Origin of the sequence: Streptomyces plumbidurans (assembly GCF_019857225.1) — a bacterium.
GTDB classification, from domain to species: domain Bacteria; phylum Actinomycetota; class Actinomycetes; order Streptomycetales; family Streptomycetaceae; genus Streptomyces; species Streptomyces plumbidurans.
This window is the reverse complement of the sequence record NZ_JAFJSY010000009.1, coordinates 202,577-222,146: the sequence shown is the minus strand read 5'-3', so window position 1 is coordinate 222,146 and position 19,570 is coordinate 202,577. Positions and strand designations below refer to the sequence as shown.

At 68.0% G+C, this 19,570-nt stretch carries 21 protein-coding genes; 16 read left to right on the top strand and 5 right to left on the bottom strand.

All coding sequences use genetic code 11. The features are described 5' to 3' along the window. Positions 1-43 precede the first annotated feature (43 nt). The 6 genes from JYK17_RS08320 to ygfZ all read left to right on the top strand — a co-directional run bounded on the left by JYK17_RS08320 (position 44) and on the right by ygfZ (position 4,871). A complete protein-coding gene (locus tag JYK17_RS08320) occupies positions 44-817 on the top strand; it encodes a hypothetical protein (protein WP_108008991.1) in 774 nt (257 codons plus the stop codon). Beyond that, complete coding sequence (locus JYK17_RS08315) at positions 814-1,710, top strand: hypothetical protein (protein ID WP_222810116.1); 897 nt, start codon at positions 814-816, stop codon at positions 1,708-1,710. Before JYK17_RS08320 ends, JYK17_RS08315 begins: the two co-directional genes overlap by 4 nt. Further along, a complete protein-coding gene (locus JYK17_RS08310) occupies positions 1,707-2,603 on the top strand; it encodes a hypothetical protein (protein WP_222810115.1) in 897 nt (298 codons plus the stop codon). Before JYK17_RS08315 ends, JYK17_RS08310 begins: the two co-directional genes overlap by 4 nt. 238 nt (positions 2,604-2,841) lie before the next feature. Next, on the top strand, positions 2,842-3,417 hold the full coding sequence (locus JYK17_RS08305; RefSeq protein ID WP_108008987.1) for a heme-binding beta-barrel domain-containing protein: 576 nt from the start codon (positions 2,842-2,844) through the stop codon (positions 3,415-3,417). 40 nt (positions 3,418-3,457) lie between these two features. Next, a complete protein-coding gene (locus tag JYK17_RS08300) occupies positions 3,458-3,895 on the top strand; it encodes a Fur family transcriptional regulator (protein ID WP_037783180.1) in 438 nt (145 codons plus the stop codon). 10 nt (positions 3,896-3,905) lie between these two features. Next, positions 3,906-4,871, top strand: coding sequence for a CAF17-like 4Fe-4S cluster assembly/insertion protein YgfZ (gene ygfZ, locus JYK17_RS08295; protein WP_222810114.1), 966 nt, complete (start codon positions 3,906-3,908; stop codon positions 4,869-4,871). Between the two features lie 19 nt (positions 4,872-4,890). On the opposite strand, the gene dtd is transcribed toward ygfZ, so the two are convergent. Beyond that, positions 4,891-5,316, bottom strand: coding sequence for a D-aminoacyl-tRNA deacylase (gene dtd / locus JYK17_RS08290; RefSeq protein ID WP_016436789.1), 426 nt, complete (start codon positions 5,314-5,316; stop codon positions 4,891-4,893). A 157-nt stretch (positions 5,317-5,473) separates the two neighbouring features. Here dtd and JYK17_RS08285 point away from each other — a divergent pair, with 157 nt between their 5' ends. Next, entirely contained in the window at positions 5,474-6,154 is a 681-nt protein-coding gene (locus JYK17_RS08285) for an RsiG family protein (RefSeq protein ID WP_222810113.1), read from the top strand. Between the two features lie 105 nt (positions 6,155-6,259). Beyond that, positions 6,260-7,516: a GNAT family N-acetyltransferase gene (locus tag JYK17_RS08280; RefSeq protein WP_108008981.1), complete on the top strand. Its 1,257-nt coding sequence runs from the start codon at positions 6,260-6,262 to the stop codon at positions 7,514-7,516. A gap of 236 nt (positions 7,517-7,752) precedes the next feature. Here the strand turns inward: JYK17_RS08280 and JYK17_RS08275 are convergent, their stop codons facing one another. After that, positions 7,753-7,938, bottom strand: coding sequence for a hypothetical protein (locus JYK17_RS08275; RefSeq protein ID WP_108008979.1), 186 nt, complete (start codon positions 7,936-7,938; stop codon positions 7,753-7,755). 257 nt (positions 7,939-8,195) lie between these two features. On the opposite strand from JYK17_RS08275, the gene JYK17_RS08270 reads away from it, so the two are divergent. Further along, positions 8,196-9,035 (top strand): winged helix-turn-helix domain-containing protein, encoded by an 840-nt coding sequence (locus tag JYK17_RS08270; RefSeq protein ID WP_372464993.1) that lies wholly within the window; start codon positions 8,196-8,198, stop codon positions 9,033-9,035. A gap of 36 nt (positions 9,036-9,071) precedes the next feature. Here JYK17_RS08270 and JYK17_RS08265 read toward each other — a convergent pair whose 3' ends face one another. After that, a complete protein-coding gene (locus JYK17_RS08265) occupies positions 9,072-9,260 on the bottom strand; it encodes a hypothetical protein (RefSeq protein WP_108008975.1) in 189 nt (62 codons plus the stop codon). 203 nt (positions 9,261-9,463) lie between these two features. On the opposite strand from JYK17_RS08265, the gene JYK17_RS08260 reads away from it, so the two are divergent. After that, the gene (locus tag JYK17_RS08260) at positions 9,464-10,348 is read left to right on the top strand and encodes a FadR/GntR family transcriptional regulator (RefSeq protein ID WP_128802291.1); all 885 of its coding nucleotides are present in this window, start codon (positions 9,464-9,466) and stop codon (positions 10,346-10,348) included. A 29-nt stretch (positions 10,349-10,377) separates the two neighbouring features. Further along, the gene (locus JYK17_RS08255; RefSeq protein WP_222810112.1) at positions 10,378-11,085 is read left to right on the top strand and encodes an HAD family hydrolase; all 708 of its coding nucleotides are present in this window, start codon (positions 10,378-10,380) and stop codon (positions 11,083-11,085) included. A gap of 2 nt (positions 11,086-11,087) precedes the next feature. Here JYK17_RS08255 and JYK17_RS08250 read toward each other — a convergent pair whose 3' ends face one another. Beyond that, positions 11,088-11,270 (bottom strand): hypothetical protein, encoded by a 183-nt coding sequence (locus tag JYK17_RS08250; RefSeq protein WP_128802289.1) that lies wholly within the window; start codon positions 11,268-11,270, stop codon positions 11,088-11,090. 193 nt (positions 11,271-11,463) lie between these two features. On the opposite strand from JYK17_RS08250, the gene JYK17_RS08245 reads away from it, so the two are divergent. From JYK17_RS08245 to JYK17_RS08225, 5 genes are all read left to right on the top strand, one after another. Beyond that, positions 11,464-12,390 carry a GntR family transcriptional regulator gene (locus tag JYK17_RS08245; protein ID WP_222810111.1) on the top strand — a complete coding sequence of 309 codons (927 nt, stop codon included), beginning with the start codon at positions 11,464-11,466 and terminating at the stop codon, positions 12,388-12,390. Between the two features lie 252 nt (positions 12,391-12,642). Further along, entirely contained in the window at positions 12,643-14,802 is a 2,160-nt protein-coding gene (locus JYK17_RS08240; protein WP_222810110.1) for a phosphotransferase family protein, read from the top strand. 38 nt (positions 14,803-14,840) lie between these two features. After that, a complete protein-coding gene (locus tag JYK17_RS08235; RefSeq protein ID WP_222810109.1) occupies positions 14,841-15,713 on the top strand; it encodes a hypothetical protein in 873 nt (290 codons plus the stop codon). 50 nt (positions 15,714-15,763) lie between these two features. Continuing rightward, positions 15,764-16,369, top strand: a complete 606-nt coding sequence (locus tag JYK17_RS08230; RefSeq protein ID WP_108008965.1) for a TetR/AcrR family transcriptional regulator — start codon at positions 15,764-15,766, stop codon at positions 16,367-16,369. Positions 16,370-16,423: 54 nt separating this feature from the next. Then, a complete protein-coding gene (locus tag JYK17_RS08225; protein ID WP_222810108.1) occupies positions 16,424-18,511 on the top strand; it encodes a HelD family protein in 2,088 nt (695 codons plus the stop codon). A gap of 55 nt (positions 18,512-18,566) precedes the next feature. Here the strand turns inward: JYK17_RS08225 and JYK17_RS08220 are convergent, their stop codons facing one another. After that, the gene (locus tag JYK17_RS08220) at positions 18,567-19,412 is read right to left on the bottom strand and encodes a nitroreductase/quinone reductase family protein (protein ID WP_222810107.1); all 846 of its coding nucleotides are present in this window, start codon (positions 19,410-19,412) and stop codon (positions 18,567-18,569) included. Positions 19,413-19,570 lie beyond the last annotated feature (158 nt).

Here is a 19,570-nt window from a genome sequence, read left to right as displayed (position 1 = left end):
TGAGCGCGCATACGTCATGCACGCTTCATGTTCGTGGGGGGACATGTTGGAAGTACCCGAAAACGCGGCTGACGCCCCGGTCGTACAGGTTGCGCGGGAAGAGCCCGCAGCACCCGTACGCCGTCGCGGCCGCACCGCTCTGCTCATCGCCGGCGCCGCACTGCTCGGCCTGGTCGGCGGCACCTGCACCGGCTATCTCATCCAGGCCGACCGCAGCCCGACGGCGCTGCCTCCGCTGTCCCAGCCCAAGCTGGCGCAGGCGAAGGGCAAGGCTCCCGAACCGCTGTCCGCCGCCCGGGACCGGCAGGTGAAAACCGACGGTGACCTGCGCAAACTGCTGCTGAAGAAGCCGGGCGGCGCCAAGACGGCGGATTGGGTGCCCGGCGACGGCTGGATGGACCTGTACGCATACGCCGAGACCTACGAAGAGCCTCGCAACATGTTCGGCCGCCTCATCACGGACGAGTTCCGCCGCGCGGCCGTCACCGGCTGGCAGAGCGGCGCCCAGACCGCGGAGATCCGGCTGATCCAGTTCCGCCAGCAGGAGTCCCTGGAGGCCTCCGACTCCACCGACAGCAGCCAGTACTGGGCGGACCGGGAGCCCGAGACCGACAGCTGGTCCATCCCCGGCACCGGGAACGGCATGGCGTACGTCCATCACCGACCGGATGCCAAGCCCGGCTATGTGCCGCTGTACAGCGCCGAGGCGCACGCCTACCGCGGTGACGTCGCCATGGAGGTCTGGATCTACGACAGCAAGCCGATCACCAAGGCCCGCATCATGGACCTGGCCAAGCGGCAGATGGAGCGGCTGTGAGCGAGAACGTGAGTGAGCCGTCCGCCGAGCCGAGCGAGCCGACCGTCGAGTCTTCCGTTGAGCCGAGCGAACCGGTTGCCGAGCCGAGCGAGCCGGTCAACGAATCTGCCGCCGACCCTGCCGTCGAGCCCACCGCCCCCGCGAAAAAGCACCGCCGACGCGGCCGTATCGCCGCCGTCGCGGGATCCGCCCTGCTCGTCGCGGCCGTGATCGCCGGCGTCGGCTGGACCGTCGTCACCGTGCACGGCGCCGACCGCGACGCCGGTGCGGCCAAGTGGCAGTTCCCGCAGAAGAAGAGTGCTCCCGCCGAGAAGGCGGCCTCCCCGAGCGGGCTCCACGGGATGCTGCAGGCGTACGGCGACGGCTGGAAGCCCGGCCCCGACCTCGGCCAGTTCGCCGCCGACACCGAGCTCAGCGGCGCCCAGGCCACCGCCATGCGCAAGGAGGCGATACGGAACCTGCCGCGCACCGAGCGCAGGCAGCTGGAAAAGCTGATCGACAAGCAGCACATCGAGGGCATGGCGATGCGCAGCTACGTCCGGGAGACCGGCGGCTCCTTCGCCACGGATACGGCCGTGTCCGTGGACGTCGAGCTGTCCCGGATGAAGAACCGGGCCGCCGTCCGCAACATCTCGACGTCCCAGAACGCGCTCTTGAGAGGGCTCGGAGTCTTCCGCAAAGGCCCGAAGATCAAGGGCTACAAGGACGCCGCGTGCTTCCTCCCGCCCAAGACGTCCGGCGGGGGCCTCGAGTCGATGCTCTGCTCCGCCTACCGGGGAGACGTCCTGGTCACCGTCGTCGCGGACGGCATCAAGCCGTTCAACGCCCAGTCGGTCGCGGACCTGCTCAAGGACCAGCTCGACCGCATCGCCGAGCCGGGAGAGGCCGTATGACCGAGCAGACCCAACAGCCGGAGCAGACAGCACAGCCCGAACCCGTAGTGCAGGACGCTCCACCTGACGCACCCCAGGACGTCCTCGCATCGCCGCTCCAGGACTCCACCCAGCCCCCCGCCCCCGCGAAAAAGCGCCGCCCCCTCCTGCGCGCCGCCCTGCGCTGGACCGCGGCCGTCGTGGTGTTCGCCGCGGTCGGTGCGGGGACGGCGTACGGCATCACGGGGATGGACCGGACCGACGTACCGGGACTGGCGACGCACTCGGACGGGCGCTGGGACTACCCGACGCTGGTGAAGCCGCCGCTGCCGTCCGGCAGCCCGGCCCCCTTCGACGAGCGCAACACGGCTGGCGCCCACTACGCCGACCTGCGCAAGCTCGTCCTGCCCGAGCCCAAAGGCGCGGTGGAAAACAAGAAACTGCGCGGCACGGACGGCTGGCTGGAGACCAAGGACTTCCTGGCCGAGTACGCGGACAAGGACGCCCGCAACGAACTCGGCCGGACCCTCGTCGACGACGGTCTGCGGCATGTCGCGGCCCGCGGCTGGACCACCCCTGACGGCACGCACACCCGCGTCTACCTGCTCCAGTTCAACACGGCGGCCGTCACGGACGAGCTGTTCCAGGACCTCGCCCCGGCCTCCGCCCCTCACCAGCAGCTGCGCGGCGCCGGCACGTCCGTCTTCGACGTGGACCACCCGATCCGGGCCCACGACCCCGACATGCTGTGCACCGTGTACGTCGAGTCCAAGCCGTACGGCGCCGAGCAGGTCCGGCAGGGTTACCTGTCGGCCGGTGACGTCCTCGCCGTGATCGTGCAGTCCAGGAAGGGCGGCGCGAGGGCCGTTCCCTTCCGTCAGACGGTGGCCCTGCAGAGCGAGCTGCTCGGCTGACGTCGGCGTGTGACTCCCGCGTGGGCGCACCTCGCGCAGAAGGGCCGGCCAAGGCCGCGTAAGCTTAGGTCGGCCTGTGTACCGCCCATTCGCTCATCCGAGGAGCACCCCGTGCTTGAGGCATTCTTCGAAGCCCTGCTGGTCCTGGTCTGCGTCGGCGTCCTCGCCTTCGCCGGTCTGACCGTGAAGAAGCTGTACCAGGGCCAGCGCTGACCCCCATCAAGGAACTGCCGACCCCATGATCGAGATCCCGTCCGACCTCCACAAGGACCTCGTCCCGCTCGCCTTCCTGCTCGGCGACTGGGCCGGCGCCGGCGTGCACGACTTCCCCGGCGCCGAGAAGTGCAACTTCGGGCAGGAGGTCACCTTCTCCCACGACGGCCGGGACTTCCTGGAGTACCACTCCCACACCTGGGTCCTGGACGGTGACGGGAACAAGGTGCGGCCCCTGGAGTCCGAGTCCGGCTTCTGGCGCATCGACGCCGACCGCAAGGTCGAGGTGACGATGACCCGCGACGACGGCGTCATCGAGATCTGGTACGGCGAACTGGCCCACCAGAAGCCCCAGATCGACCTGGTCACGGACGCTGTGGCGCGCACGGCCGCCTCCGCCCCGTACACCGGCGGCAAGCGTCTGTACGGCTACGTCAAGAGCGACCTGATGTGGGTCGGCGAGAAGCAGACCCCCGAGGTCGAGCTGCGCCCCTACATGTCGGCGCACCTGAAGAAGGTCGTCACCCCGGAGGACGTAGAGCGCTGGGCCAAGGCCCTCCCCGACGACATGCCCGACGACGGGATCGCCTTCTTCAAGTAGTCCGGGAGCGCCTTCTGCGAGTAGCTCTAGACTCGTCGGTGTGGTGAGCACCGACTGGAAGAGCGACCTCAGGCAGCGCGGCTACCGGCTGACGCCGCAGCGACAGCTTGTCCTCGAAGCCGTGGACACCCTTGAGCACGCGACCCCCGACGACATCCTCGTGGAAGTGAGGAAGACGGCGTCGGGGGTCAACATTTCCACCGTGTACCGCACCCTGGAGCTCCTGGAGGAGCTCGACCTGGTCAGCCACGCCCACCTGGGGCACGGTGCGCCGACGTACCACCTCGCGGACCGCCACCACCACATCCACCTGGTCTGCAGGGACTGCCAGAACGTGATCGAGGCCGATGTGTCGGTCGCCGCGGAGTTCACCGCGAAGCTGCGCCGGGAGTTCGGCTTCGAGACGGACATGAAGCACTTCGCGATCTTCGGCAGATGCCGGGACTGTTCCCTGCAGGGTTCAACTACCGAGTCGTAGGCTTGTGCCCATGAAGAGCCCTCTGCTGTCCCTTCCCGGCGCCGTCCCCGCCGAGGGCGTGGACGAAGGCGTAGCCGCCCACTACGGCGATCTGTTCCGTGAGCAGCGCGCCCTCGCCGACGGCACCGGTTTCGTCGACCTCTCCCACCGGGGCGTCGTCACCGTGACCGGCGAGGACCGGCTGAGCTGGCTGCACCTGCTGCTCACCCAGCACGTCAGCGATCTGCCGACCGGCCAGGCCACCGAGGCGCTGATCCTCTCCGCGCACGGCCACATCGAGCACGCGCTCTATCTGGTCGACGACGGCGAGACGGTCTGGGTCCATGTCGAGCCCGGCACCCAGGACGCGCTCATCGCGTACCTGGAGTCGATGAAGTTCTTCTACCGCGTCGAAGTCGCCGACCGCACGGCCGAGTTCGCGGTGGTGCACCTGCCCGCCGGTTCGATCGCCGAGGTCCCGGAAGGCGTCGCCGTACGGGAGACCCCGTACGGCCGCGATCTCTTCCTGCCGCGCGCCGACCTGGAGTTCTACGCCGAGAAGGCCGGGCCGCCCGCCGGGATCCTGGCCCATGAGGCCCTGCGCGTCGAGCAGCACCGTCCGCGCCTCGGCTTCGAGACCGACCACCGCACCATCCCGCACGAACTGGGCTGGATCGACTCGGCGGTCCATCTGCAGAAGGGCTGCTACCGCGGCCAGGAGACGGTCGCCCGCGTCCAGAACCTGGGCAAGCCGCCCCGCCGCCTGGTCTTTCTGCACCTGGACGGGAGCGAGGTCCATCTGCCCGCGCCCGGCACCGAGATCCGCCTCGCTGACGACGAACCCGACGGCCGCAAGATCGGCTTCATCACGACGTCCGTACGCCACCACGAGCTGGGCCCGGTCGCGCTGGCCCTGGTGAAGCGGAACGTCCCGGTCGACGCGCGGCTGCTGGCCGGGGATACGGCGGCGGCGCAGGAAGCGGTCGTCGAGCCGTAGTGCCGTAAGGCCCTGGGGTTCACATCTCCAGGAGCACCGTGAACGGGCCGTCGTTCGTGAGCGAGACGCGCATCTGCGCGCCGAACCGGCCCGTCGCCACGGTCGCGCCGAGCGCCCGCAGCTGAGCCACGACCTCCTCGACGAGGGGCTCGGCGACATCGCCCGGGGCGGCCGCGTTCCAGGTGGGCCGGCGGCCCTTGCGGGCGTCGCCGTAGAGCGTGAACTGGCTGATGACGAGCAGCGGGGCGTCGATGTCGCTGCACGACCGCTCGTCCTGCAGCATGCGGATCGACCAGAGTTTGCGGGCGAGTTGGGCCGCCTTCTCCTTGGTGTCCTCGTGCGTCACCCCCACCAGGACGCACAGTCCCTCTCCGGTGATCTCCCCGACCGTCTCGCCGTCCACGACGACGCTCGCGCCGTCCACCCTCTGCACCACTGCACGCATACGACCATCATGCCGGTCCGTTCGGGGGAGACCACACCGGCATTCTTTTTGCTCCTTAACCCCCCATCTGGGGCCGATCGGGGGCACTCGGTCACATAGCGGCCACTTGGGGTGGCACGATGCTTCCACACGCCGGTCGAGGGGACGGTAGAGGCACATGAGCACACCGAGTACCGGGCAGCAGCCCGGGGTTTTCTCGTTGATCAGAACGGGGGAGCGGATGGCCCTGCGGCCGCCCGTGCAACGCACCGACAGCCCGGAGGATGGTTCGGCAGGTGGTCCGGCAGACGGTCCTGCCGACGGCCCGGCCGACAGTCCAACCAACGGCTCGGGCCCGCAGCTGCCCGCCGCTTCGCCCGAGCACGACCTGACCGCGCTGAGCCTGCCCGAACTGCGCACCCTGCGCCGGGACGCCCAGCGCGACGAGGCCGACCTCAGCTATGTACGGCGCCTGCTGCAGGGCCGTATCGACATCCTGCGGGCGGAGCAGGCACGCCGGTCGCCGGCGGGTGCCGGTTCGGTGGTCGACCGCCTCCCCGAGATCCTCACGGACGCGCCGGCCCGCCAGCGCTCCTCCGCCCGCCATGTCACCCTGGGCACCCCGCTCAACGAGGAGTACCGCCGCCTGGCCGCCGACATGCTCGCCGAGGTCGAGCTCTCCGACCTCGCCGCCCGCACCGACCTGGAGCTGACCACGGCGATGGCTCGCCTCGTCCGCTACGAACAGCAGGTCTCCCAACGGCGCCAGCACCTGCAGCGCACGGCGGACGACTGCAGCGCGGAGATCGCCCGCCGGTACCGGGAAGGGGAGGCGCAGGTCGACGACCTGCTGACGTGACGGTGCGCGGGCGGGGCGCGGGTGGGGCTTGATCGGACCGTGGATGGCGGGGGCGGCGCGGGAAATCCGGGCGACACTCCCCTCACGTAGACCTACCGTGATCCCATGACCCGCGCGCACATCGACATCGACGTACGACCGATCACCCAGGCCGAGCACCGCGAGTGGCTCCGCGCCGTGAAGACCGGGTTCCTGCAGGACCCGGTCATCAGCGAGGAGGAGTTCGAGGCCCGGCGCGAACGCTTCGACGTCTGCCGCTATCTCGGGGCGTTCGAGGGGGACCGCTGCGTGGCGACCTTCCGTTCGTTCGACCAGGAGGTCACCGCGGTCGGCGGCGCTCCCGTCGCCGCCGACGCCGTGTCCAGCGTGACGGTCACCGCCACCCACCGCCGCCGCGGCCTGCTCACCCGCATGATGAACCAGGATCTGGCGGCCGCGAAGGAGCGCGGCGACACCGTGGCCACGCTGATCGCCGCCGAGTACCCGATCTACGGCCGCTACGGCTTCGGTCCCGCCACCTCGGCCGCCGAGTGGACCGTCGACATCCCGCGCGCGGGCCTGGACCCCCGCTGGTCCGGCCCGGACGACGGCGGCCGTATCGACATCGTGGACGCCGAGGACGTACGCAAGTTCGGACCCGAACTGCACGACCGCGTCCGCCGCCTCATACCCGGCGTCGTCGACCGCGACGACTGGTGGTGGCGGATGAACACGGGCGCCGTGCGCATCGACCCGAAGTGGAAGGAGCCGTTCTACGCCCTCTACCGCGCGGCGGACGGCGAGGTCCAGGGCCTGGTCGCCTACGAGGTCGACGACAAGTGGGGCGACGCCAAGCAGCCGCAGGACACGGCGACCGTACGGGACCTGCTCGCCGCGACGCCGGCCGCCGAGCGCGCCCTGTGGAGCTACCTCTGCTCCATCGACTGGGTCACCCGGATCAAGAGCGGCCAGCGGGCCCCCGACGACCTGCTCCCGCTTCTCCTGCCGGACGCCAGGGCCGCACAGCTCACCTCGACAGCGGACTGGCTGTGGGTGCGGATCCTGGATGTCGTACGAGCGCTGGAGTCGCGTACGTACGAGGGGACGGGCTCCCTGGTCCTCGAGATCGCCGACCGGGCCGGACTGGCGGGCGGCCGCTTCCGGCTGGAGGCGTCGGCGCAGGGCGCGTCCTGCACGCCGACCACCGAGTCCGCCGAACTCACCCTGGACACCGGTGACTTGGCGCGGCTGTGGCTGGGCGACGAGTCGGTCGCTCGGCTGGTGGCGCTCGGCCGGGTGCAGGAAGAACGAGCGGGCGCCGCCCGGTCGGCCGACGCCCTGCTGCGTACGTCCAGGCGGCCTTGGTGCCCGGACATGTTCTGAGACTCCTTCCGCGAGACGACTGATGACTCATCCGTAGCTGTGCTGTTCGGTTGTGGTGCGTATTCAGTTGTGACGGTGCTCTTCAGTTGTGACTGTGCAGGTGGAGCTCTTCACTTGTGCTGTTGAGTTGTCGTTGTTCAGTTGTGGCTGTGCTTTGTGCTGGCTGGACGGGCTCCCGGCTCCCCTCCGGAAGGGAGCCCGGCCAGCCGGATTCTGGGCCGGCGAGCGGTTCTGGCTCAGCCGGACTGGGCGAGCAGCATGATGAGGATGACCGCACCGAAGCCGCTGATCGCGGTGTTCCTGGCCTTGAGCCCCGCGGTGAGCGCGATGAAGGCGATGATGCCGAGGGGCCCGTACTTCCACTGGATGAGCTGCTCGAATCCGATGGCGAGGGCGGCGGCGGCGAGGGCGATGAGCGGCATGACGGTCCCTCCTTCGGGACGGGGAGGCGGACCCCGTGGTTGCGGCCAACCATCCTGAAGTTTGACCATGTTGCTGAAGTTGGTGACCAACTCCACAGTACTTATCTCCGCTTGGAAGAGGCCTATAACCACCTTCCCAGGAACTGCCCAAAGATGGCGGGAAGTTGTAGTGTTTGGTCGTGGACCCGAAACACGTCTCCGCCAATGGACGGAAGAGGTCGCAGCGGCCACGTACGTCACTGACGTCACATCAGGACGTGGCCGACGAGCTGCGTGCCCGTATCAGGTCCGGCGAGCTGCGACCGGGTCAACGCATGCCCACGCAGGCCACCCTGGCCGACGAGTTCGGCGTCGAGCGCGGCGCCGTCCGCCAGGCGCTGCGCATTCTGCAGTCGGAGCACCTGCTGACCAACGTATCCAAGGGCAGCCCCGCTACGGTGGCCCCTGACCTGGGCCTCGGCAAGGCGCTGGCGGGTCCCGGAGCGCCGCCGCTGCCGACGATGGTGGCGCTGGCGCCGCGTATAGAGGACGCCTTCGCGGCCACCCACGTCGAGATAGACGCCCTGTGTCTGACCTCGGTGTCGTTGACACTCGCCATCGGCGAACCGCTGCGCCGGATCCACGAGGGGCGACTGAAACCGGCCAAGGTCGACGTGCGGATCCTGCTACCCAGCCGGGACATCGACCTCGCGTTCCCGACGCCGGTGGGCGCGTCGGCGGACGACCGGCTGCAGCGCCGCTGGCTGACCCATCGCAACGCCCAGGGGCAGGTGCTGCGGCACAACCTGCTGGCGCTGCGCGCCACGCACGGCATCGATGTGAACGTCACCTTCCGCGCCCTGCCCTTCACCCCGCCCGTGAAGTTGTACCTGCTCAACGGCATGGAGGCGCTCTTCGCGTACTACACCCTCACGCGGCGCGAGGAGGAGATCGACCACGAGCCGCTGGAGATGTACGACGCCGAGGGCACCCAGTCGATGCTGTTCGCCTTCGCGCAGGGCGCCGGGCTTAGGGACACCACCTTCGTCGAGCAGTCCCACCTGTGGTTCAACGCGCTGTGGGAGACGATCAGTTCGGAGCTGGTGCTCACGAGCTGAGCTCTCCCACAGTGACTGACCAGGCCGTTTCCCTGCTCATAGAGCGGGCCCCGCGACCAGCAGGGCGAGCACGACGGCCCCCATGGAGCTGACTGCCGGGTTCTTGGCCTTGATGCCTATGGCGAGCAGCAGCAGGCCGATGATGCCGGCGGTGCCGTACCGCCAGCTGACGAACTGTTCGAAGCCGACGACGAAGACGGCGGAGAGGAGTGCGAGAGCAGGCACGATGTTTCCCCCTTCAGGCTGCGCGGGCGGGACGGTGCGGTGGGGGGTTGTGCGAGGGGAGCGGAGGCGGACTCAGACAGGAAGCAAACCTTCCGCCAACTCTTGCAAGTTGGCAACCAACTCTGTTTTAGTTGTCCCCACTTGGCACCTACTCATAAACAAGTCGCGTACAACTCCCTGCAGATGGATCTGAGTTGTAGCGTTTGGTTGTGACCCAGGAGAACGTGGCTGTGAACGGCAGCAGCAGAAGACTCTCGCCCCAGGAGATCGCCGACATCCTGCGGGAACGCATCCGCACCGGAGACCTCAAGGCAGGAGACCGCCTGCCCACCCAGGCCGAACTGGCCGACGAGTTCGGAGTGGAACGAGGCACCGTCCGCCAGGCCCTGCGCGCTCTCCAGGAAGACGGCTTGCTGAGCAACGTCAGCAAGGGCAGCCCACCACGCATCGCGGAACCACCGGCGCCGACGCTGGAGGAACCTCAGCCGACGATGGTGGGGTTGGCTCCGCGGCTGACGGAGGCGTTCGAGGCCCAGCGCGTACGCGTGGACGTGGTCTGCCACACCTCCGAGACCCTCCTGCTCGCCCTCAGCGAACCGCTCCGCCGCATCCACGAGGGCCGTATCCGCCCGGACTCCATCACCTTCCGCATCCTGCTGCCGAGCCGCGACATCAATCTGGCCTTCCCCGTGGCTGTAGAGGGGAGCGGCGACGAGGACACGGTCCACCGCAGGTGGCTGTCGATGCGCGACGCACAGGCGCAGGTACTCCGACACAACCTGCAGGCCATCCGCTTCACACACGGAATCGACGTGGACATCGCCTTCCGCGCCCTGCCCTTCACCCCGCCGGTCAAGCTGTACATGCTCAACGGCGAGGAAGCCCTGCTCGGTTACTACATCCCGACCAAGCGGGCCGAGGAGTGGCAGAGCCAGACCCTGGAGATGTACGACATCCTCGGCTCCAAATCCGTCCTGTTCTCCTTCCTCAAACGGGCCGGTCAGCGCGACGAGGCGTTTGTGGAGGAATCCCAGAAGTGGTTCAACGCCCTCTGGGAAACCATCACCACGGACCTGACACTCTCTTAGTGACTTCTGATACGGCACAGACTGAACAGATGGCGGAACAAGCGGAACGACTGGGGGAGTTGGTCGAGCGCACCCGTGTGGTGCTCTGGGACTTCGACGGGCCGATCTGTCGACTGTTCGCCGGCTACTCCGCGAAACGTGTGGCGAGCGACCTGGTGGAGTGGCTCGAAGCGCGGGGTCTGCGCAGTCTGCTGACGGAGGACGAGCAGGGCTTGGAAGACCCTCATGTGGTCCTGCGTGCTGTCGACCGCAGGCACCCGGACAGTGACCTCGTCGCGGAGCTGGAGGAACGTCTCACCAAGGAAGAGCTGCGCGCGGTTCCGTCGGCTCTGCCGACCGCGTTCGCCGATCCGCTGATCCGCACCTGGAAGGCCGTGGGCGCGCGGCTGGCGATAGCCACGAACAACTCCCCAGAAGTCGTCCGCACCTACTTGGCCGGCCGCGACCTGTGGGAGTGCTTTCGGCCGCACATCTACGGACGCAGTCGAGACCTCCAGTACCTGAAGCCCCACCCCCACTACCTCAACCGAGCCCTGACGGCCATGGGCGCCGCCCCCGGCGACGCGCTGTTCATCGGAGACACCCCTACCGATTGGCAGGCCGCTCGCCAGGCCGGTGTTCCCTTCCTCGGCTACGCGCGTAACGAGCACAAGGCGGAGCTGCTTCAGGTGGCGGGTGCCAAGGACATCGTGGGGTCGCTGCTGCCGTTGCTGGAAACGTTGCGGGCTCAGAACTGAAGTCACGCCTGGACCATCAGCAGTACGAAGAAGATTGCTGCCGAGTAGGTCAGCGCCGCGTTTTTGGCCTTGAGCCCCACTGTTGCCAGGGCCAGCAGCACCAGACCCACCCGGCCGAGCTCCGATTGCACCAGCCGTGCCACTGCGTACTGGACCACGGCACCCACCAGTTCGAAGAGAAGCATCTGTCCACCCCCGTCCATGTCAGCGAATCGATCAACTTGCCTTCCAATTGGACTGCTTGCCTCATATTGGATGTCCCCTGGCTGATTGATCCCTTAACCCTTGGACTGCTTCTAATCCAGTCAACCTTCAAGTTCGACTGGTGATTTGACCGGATGCGGTTTGCCGGACGGCTGGACGAGGTACGGTCGCGGTGTGAACGCGGAACGGGTCGAAGGGGGCGGCAAGGAGTTCGAACGTGTCCTTGAGGAGTTGCGCGCCCGCATCGCCAACGGCACGTACGCGCTCAACGCCTTGCTGCCACCGCAGCGTGAACTTGCGGACGAGTTCGAGGTATCGCGCGACACAGTGCAGCGCGCACTTCGAGAGCTGAAGAGCGAGGGGTGGATCGAGTCCCGCCAGGGCAGCGGCTCCCGGGTGGTGAAGAGGCCCATACACTCTGCGACGCATCAGCAGGCCGCACCTCGCCAGCGTGCCGCTCTGGGCCCCTTCATGGCTCGGGCTTTTGCCCAGCAGAGCGTCCGATTGGACGTGTTCACCCTCACCTCCGAGAGCCTCGACGCCCACATTCGACTGCAGGCCGAGCGCATCCGCCTGGGCCAGCCCCACCCTCAAAAGGGCGAGGTGTACCCCGAGAGCATCGAGCTGCGCCTGCTGCTGCCCTCCGAGTCGCTGACGCTGCCGTATCCCCGCGTGAAGCGGACAGGGGAGAATCAGGGCGGCGAGCCGACGGACGAACTGCAGGTTCAGTTGCAGGAGCGGCTCTGGGGCATCACCCGGCGGCACACCAGCTCGCTGCGGGCTGCCCTGCGCGATCTGCAGACCGAGGGACTCGTGCCGTCGGTGAAGGTCCAGGTCCGTCACGTTCCGCTGGCCCCGGCATTCAAGATCTATCTGCGCCGGGACACCGAAGCACTTTTCGGGCCGTACGAAGTGGTCGAGCGCCCCATCCTGCTGGAGGACGGCACCGAGGTTGAAGCCCAGGACGTGCTAGGGCTGGGGTCCACGCTCACCCGCTTCGTCAACGACGAGGGCGACCCGGACTCCCCGGGTTCGGTGTTCATCGAAAGCATGCAGGCATGGTTCGACTCCTGCTGGAACATGCTGGCGGAGACCGCCTGACCTCGTTCGGCACTTCGGGACGCCTGTGCGCCCATTGAGGCGCAGTCAGGTGGCAGGGGTAGTTCAGTTCTGTATCGAATGACGGTGGACGACCACACGACTGCGCAGGATGCCCTATGGTTTGGCCCACCCTCGCTCGCCGCATGGGTATCGCGCAGTCGCACAGCTATTCAGGAGCCACCGTTGGGCAGTCTGGCAGTGCCTCGCCGTCGTGCACTGGAGCAGGCAGCGAACAGCGAGTTCAGTAGGTTCATGGACTACGCCCGCTCCTTCGGATCGATCGGCCGAGGCCACCACAACCTGAACTACATGGTCCGGCCGCGCACCGCGCACGATTCCCGATTCTTAGCGAGCGAGGTCGGGGCATCTGTCACCGTGCGTCAGCGGATCGCCTCAGCTTTGCCGGTGGTCATCAGGACATGGGAGGACGAGGCCGAACTCCTCAATGCGATCTGCGGTGTGCTGCCACATGTTCCACGATGCCTGGCCAAGCATGAGGACGTCCTCGTTCTCAGCTATGTGGAGGGCGCACCGCTGTCGAGTATCTGTCCCAACGGCACACCGTTGGACTCCGGCATCATCTCTGCCCTTGCCGGGCTGCTCGCGGACATGACCCAGGTCCCCAAGCAGATCCTTCCGCCGCTGCCCCAGTCCTGGCCCCGCTCGAGCCGGGACAGCAGAGCGTTCCTGCGGGCGCTGGCGTATGCGGCGGAGGAGCAGATCAGGCGTCGGAACTGGGACAAGTTCGGTGGTCTGTTCGCGATGCTCGGCATCCCCGACGACGCCATGATCCGGTTTGCGGATCGGGTCCCTGCCTTGGTCAAACGTCCCTTCAGCCTGCTGCACACGGACCTGCACCGGGACAACGTCATCGTCTCCTACCACGGTGACCCGCCGCTGATCTGCGTCGACTGGGAACTGGCGACGTACGGTGATCCGCTGCACGACCTCGCCACCCATCTGGTGCGCATGCAGTACCCCGACCATCAGTGGACCGAGGCCATCGAGACCTGGTGCAAGGTCATGGGGGAGCGGCGTAGCAACGCCGTGGACGGTGTGGACCGGGACCTGAAGCACTATCTGGCCTTCGAGCGCGCCCAGTCGGTCTATCCGGATGTGATGCGCGCGGCTGATTCGCTCGGAGACTCGTTTGACCAGCGGGACCTTGACACCGCGACGCAGACGGTGCACCGGGCGTTGCTCGCCGCCGAGGAACCACTCTGCCTCAAGCGGGTACCGGACGAGCGGGAGATCGAGCGCATCCTCTTCCGCTGGAACGAGTCGTACGGCTTCAGGCCCAGCAGCGATCGAACCATGTTCGAGATCTACTGGCAGCGGGACAGGCGGGTGCGGATCCGTGAGGACTTTCCCCTCCGGGCAGTGAGCCGGGCCCTGTTCGAGGAGGGCGCCGCCTCGTCGAACAGGGTGTTCAAAGGAACGGCGCACCTCAACACCGCCGTCGAGGTGGAGGGACTCGACTTTCCGGTCATGGTCCGCCGCAAGGTCGGCTCCGAGAACCCTCTGGAGCGCCGTTTCCTCAACGAGCACGTCGTCCTGGGAGCCATTGAGCGGTCAGGGGTCCGGGTGCGGGCACCACGTGTACTGGCCCTTGGCACCAGCGGACTGTCGGAACAGTTCACCATCCACACCTACGAGGGTCCGACGGGCGGAATCCGCCGACCCGACCATCCCTCGGACGGACTGCTTCCGCACGAGGCGGACGACCTCGTGGACCAACTGTCAGAGCTGACCAAGGTCCCCTGCGACGAAGCCGACCCGGAGTTCCAAGGCGGAGGGGATTTCTATCCCTGGCTGCGGGCAGAGCTGGTTCGCATGGTGAGTGAACTGCCCGAAAGCACCCGGGATCTGGCGAGGGAGCTCGGACTTCCGAGCAGTGACCGACTCGACGCGATCCTTGCGCGCCACACCCTCGCTCCTCGTCGGCCCGTACTGCTGCACGGCGACCTCAACCCATGGAACTTGGTGCGCAGGCAGGGCGGTCTGACGCTCATCGACTGGGAAATGGCGATGGTCGGAGACCCGCTGTACGACCTGGTCCGCCATGTGCACCTGACACCCACTCGGACCGATATCCGTCGTCGGCTGTTGAACCGCTGGTTCCAGCAGTTGCCCGACGACTGCACGAAGGGCTGGCGGGACGACTGGCCGGTGTACCAGCGGATCGAGGTGATTCGCTCCGCGTATGTGGACCTCGACCGATTGGTGGCCGGCGACAGCCTGGAGGCCCCGAACGTGCGCCGGGCCGTAGAGACGTACGCCATGACCCTGGCCCTGGCCACCGCCGCCTTGGGCCTGCCCGACCGTTCGACCGTGAACCCCTATCTTGCCCGCGCGCTGCCGCACGGAGACCATGAAAACCGACGTACGGCCGGGCTCACGGTGGAGGTCTGACCTTCCGTCCGGAGCGCGGCTCGGGGGAGGGGCTGTACATGTCCGGCGGGGATGGGTTAGACGGCGACACCATGGGTGCACGTCTGAAACGGTTTCAGGCGCGCTATGAATCGGCTTTCACCAGGATTCTGCTGCTCGGCATCTTCGCCACCGGTTTGACGGCGCAGTTCGTCAAACCACTCGGAGACGCGCTTGAGGGCAAAGCCTCTCTCGGCGGAGCATTGCTCAGTCTGGTTGCTTACGTCCTCTATGACACGGTGAAGGACCTGAAGGCATCGCTCCGATTGCTCACCCGACCACAGTTGAAGTCGCCCGAGCTGGGTCGCTTCGTGAGCGAGGCGTTCCACTCGCGGACGGTGGAGATCGCCTTCCTCGGCTACACCGGAGAGACCCTCTACAACGAGCTCTATCACCGGCTTGAAGACATCCTCGAAGATCCCGGGCCGACAAGGCGGGTCGTCATACGGGTCCTCGTCCCCGACTTCGGGTTACCCATGAGGGTGCCGTCGAAGGTCGGTGCCGGGGGCGAGCCGGTAGACGATCCCGATTACCGCAAGCGGCTGGAGACCAAGTGCCGGGAGTACGACCGGACACTCTCCGGGCTCGCGGAGCGGCTGACGGCGCTGGGGAGGGTGACGGCCCAGTGCGAGTACCGCCTGTATCCGGGCATCCCCAGGGACAAGATCTGCATCTTCAACCGGAAACTGGTTCTGCACGGTCTTTACGACGTGACGGCCCGCACAGTGATGCGCAGCTCGGACCCGGAGTTCTACGACCCCAAGGGCTACCGCATGGACCTCAATGTCTGGTCCCTGGAGGGGTCGGAGGACGCCAAGGCGGTAGTTGCCACGTGGAACAGGCATCTCGACGGTTTGTGGAACCTCGCGGAGACTCCGTCCTGGCGCAGATGATGACAGCCGCTGTACGAGGGCCCCGTAGGCTCAAACCCATGAGCAAGCCCATGAGCGAGCCCGGCCTGCGCGAGCGCAAGAAACAGCGGATGTACGAGCACATCTCCGAGGTCGCCATTCGGCTCTTCCTGGAGAAGGGATTCGACGCCGTCTCCGTCGCCGAGGTCGCCGCGGCTGCCGAGATCTCCAAGCCCACCCTCTTTCGGTACTTTCCGGCCAAGGAAGATCTCGTGCTGTATCGGATCGCTGATCATGAGGGTGAGGCGGCGCGGGTCGTCAGTGAGCAGGCGCATCCCATTGATGCTCTGCGCCGGCACTTCATCGAGGGGATGGAGAAGGGGGATCCTGTCACCGGGCTGAGCGACCATCCGCAGGTGCTCGCGTTTCACCGGCTGCTGTATGGGTCGCCCTCGCTCGTCGCCCGGGCCCATGCTCACATCGAGCGGTCCGAGGTCGCCCTTGCCGAGGCGCTTGGTGGTGGGTTGGACGGGCGGCTTGCTGCTGGGCAGATCCTCGCCGTGCAGCGGATTCTGGCTATGGAGAACTGGCGGCGGATCTCCGAGGGAGAGTCGGTGGCGGAGGTGAGGCCGGAGGCCGTGGCTGCCGCTGAGCGGGCGTTTGCGCAGCTTGCTGCCGGGTTGCCCACCCTCGCGTAAGCGATACCCGGTAAGAAATTTAACTCGGTAATGTTATCCGGTATCCTCGTCGGAATGACAGCCGACCCCGACACCTCGCGCACCACGCGCGCCGCCCTCACCGAGTCCCTACGCCGCGAACGCGCCCACCACGACCGCTGCCGCGTAGCCCTCGCCGCCATGGTCGACGGGGCGCGGGAGCATGTCGTCACGGGGGAGAACGTCTCCGCCTCCGGGGCCGACGCCGAGGTGCTCGGGTACGAGTTGCGCAGTCGGGCCAAGGCGATGGGGGAACTGCCTCAAGGGCCTTTGTTCTTCGGGCGGTTGGACTTCACCGAGGGTGCGGGGCACCACTCCGGGCAGAGCTACCACATCGGCCGACTGCGGATCAGCGAGGCGCCCACCGTCCCGCCGCTCGTCGTCGACTGGCGCGCCCCCGTCTCCCGCGCCTTCTACCAGGCCGGCGCCCGCGATCCGCAGGGCGTCGCCGTGCGCCGGCGGTTCGGCTGGGCGCCCGGGAGCCTCGGTGACTCCACCGACCTCACCGGCCTGGAGGACGAGCACTTCCAGGACGCGTACGTCGAGGATCAGCACCGCAGCCAAGGGCAATCGCCGGTCAGCGCCTTCGTCGCCCGCGAGATCGAGCGCCCCCGCGTCGGCCCCATGCGGGACATCGCGGCCACCATCCAGCCCGACCAGGACGATCTCGTACGAGGAGACATCGGGGTCTCCCTCTGCGTTCAGGGCGCGCCCGGTACCGGCAAGACCGCCGTCGGGCTGCACAGAGCCGCCTATCTCCTCTATACGCACCCGCAGCGCATCCGGCGCGGCGGACTGCTCATCCTCGGACCCAACCGCACCTTCCTGTCGTACATCTCCGAGGTGCTGCCCGCGCTCGGCGAGACCGGTGTGCGGCAGTCCACGCTGCAGGAGGAGATCGCGCGGCACCCGGTCACGGGTAGCGACAGCGAGCGGGCCGCCGTCGTCAAGCACGATGCCCGGATGGCCGTCGTGCTGCGCCAGGCCCTCTACGCCCGCGTCTCCAGCGCCGGTGTCAACTCCCTTGCCGTCAAGGACGGTTCGTACCACTGGCGGGTCCGTGCCGACGAGTTGGTGCGGATCGTCGAGGACGTGCTGGCCGAGCAGCCGCCCTACGGCATCGGCCGGGAGCGCGTGCGGACGCGGGTCGTGCGGGCGATGCAACTGCAGGCCGAGCGGCGGGCCGGGCCGCAGAACGCCGCCTGGGTGCAGAAGATTTCGCGGGCGCGGGCCGTCACGGCGTACGTGAACGCCGTGTGGCCTCGGGTGCGGCCCGAGGAGGTTGTTGCCGAACTCCTCAGCGACAGCGCTTCGTTGGAGGTGGCAGCAGGAGGGGTGCTCGACGCCGAGGAGCAGCAGGCGCTGCTGTGGGCGAAGTTGCCGCGGTCCTGGAAGTCGGCGCGCTGGTCGGCCGCGGACCTCGTGCTGCTCGACGAGGTCGCCGGGCTCGTCGAACATCCCGAGGGCTACGGCCATGTCGTCGTCGACGAGGCGCAGGACCTCTCCCCGATGGAGTGCCGGGCCATCGCCCGCCGGGCGCCTTTCGGATCCCTCACCGTCCTCGGCGACCTGGCGCAGGCGACCACACCCTGGGCGGCACAGTCGTGGCAGACGGCCCTCGGGCACCTCGGGAAACCGGACGCGGCCGTCGTGCCGCTCACGACCGGGTTCCGCGTGCCGGAGGCCGTCGTCACGCTCGCGAACCGGCTGCTACGGCGTCTCGACGTGGATGTTCCGGCCGGTCGTTCCCTGCGCAGGGACGGGGAGTTGAGGGTGCGGGAGGTGCCGGTGGGCGAGGTGCCGGATGCCGTCGTGGACGCCGTACGGGATGCGCTCGATCGGGAGGGGTCGGTCGGGGTGGTCGCCGCCGACGGCCAGGTGGGGCAGGTGGCCGAGGCGCTCGGCGCGGCCGGGATCGCGACCGCGGGACCGGACGACCTGCGCGCCCGCGTGGCCGTGGTCCCGGCGACGCTGGTCAAGGGACTCGAGTACGACAACGTCGTCGCCGTCGAGCCCGCGGCCATCGCGGAGGCGGAGGCGCGCGGGCTGCACCGGCTGTATGTCGTGCTGACCCGGGCGGTGTCGCGGCTGGACGTGGTGCACGGGCGGCCGCTGCCGTTCTGAGAGGCATCGGCTCCAGGCGGCAGCGGCCGCCCGCGGGGGCACGTTCGGGGGCACGTCAGCCGGCGGCAGGGTCCAGGAGTGGGATCAACTCCTGCTCCTCGTAGGCGAGATGAGCCTCCAGGTCGAGTGTCAGACGCTCGACCTCCGCACGTGCCGCCGCCGGATCGGCGTTCTCGGCTGCCACTGCCTGGCGTAGTTTCGCGACGAGTTCGGCTATCCGCTCGTGTTCCTCGCGCAGGCGCCCGAGCGCGGGGGACGCCGACGGGTGGTGGGCGTCGACGTAGGGGAAGAGGGCCATGTCCTCGCCGGTGTGGTGGTTGTGCAAGCCCTGGCAGAAGGTGAGGCAGTTGACGCGCAGCTGGGCGCCCAGGGTGCCGTTGCCGTTCGTCATCTCCGCGCGGATCAGGGCGAGATCGCGGCGGAAGGCGTCGTGCACGACCTTGATCGCCTCGCCGGGGGAGGCGGCGTTGACGTTCGGGGGGCCGCCCTGGGCGACCTCGTACAGGGCGACCACCGGGATGACGCGAGTGGTCTTGCTCTGGTACGCCGCCCAGCCCGGGTCGGCCTCCACGGCCCGCTTCCAGGCCTGTTCGCGCTCCTCGCCCTCCAGTACGACGGCCCGCGCCTCGTAGGTGAACGCGCCGCTCTCCACGGTGGCGTGGGGGTCGGCGAGGAGGTTGCGGTACCAGTCGGGGTGCTTGGGGGAGCCCCCCGCCGAGGCGATGACCAGGACGCGTTCGCCGCCGTCGGGGAGATAGCCGACGGGGGTGGTGTGCCGGGTGCCGGTGCGGGCGCCGGTGGTGGTCAGCAGGAGCAGCCGGGCGTTTGCGAAATAGCCGGTCAGGCGGCCCTTTGCGGAGCGGAACTCGTCGATGACGGATTGATTGAAGTCGTTGGGCATTCTGTTCTTTCTCTGTCGCTGAAGTCTTGAGAGGTGAAGTCCTGAGAGGTTCTGGGACGCTCTGGAAACGTTCTCGAAGGCAACGCAGAGAAACTGGCGGGCTCCTGGCCCGCCGTGGCCTCACTCAGAGGCCGGGCACCCAACTCGCTCACGGCACA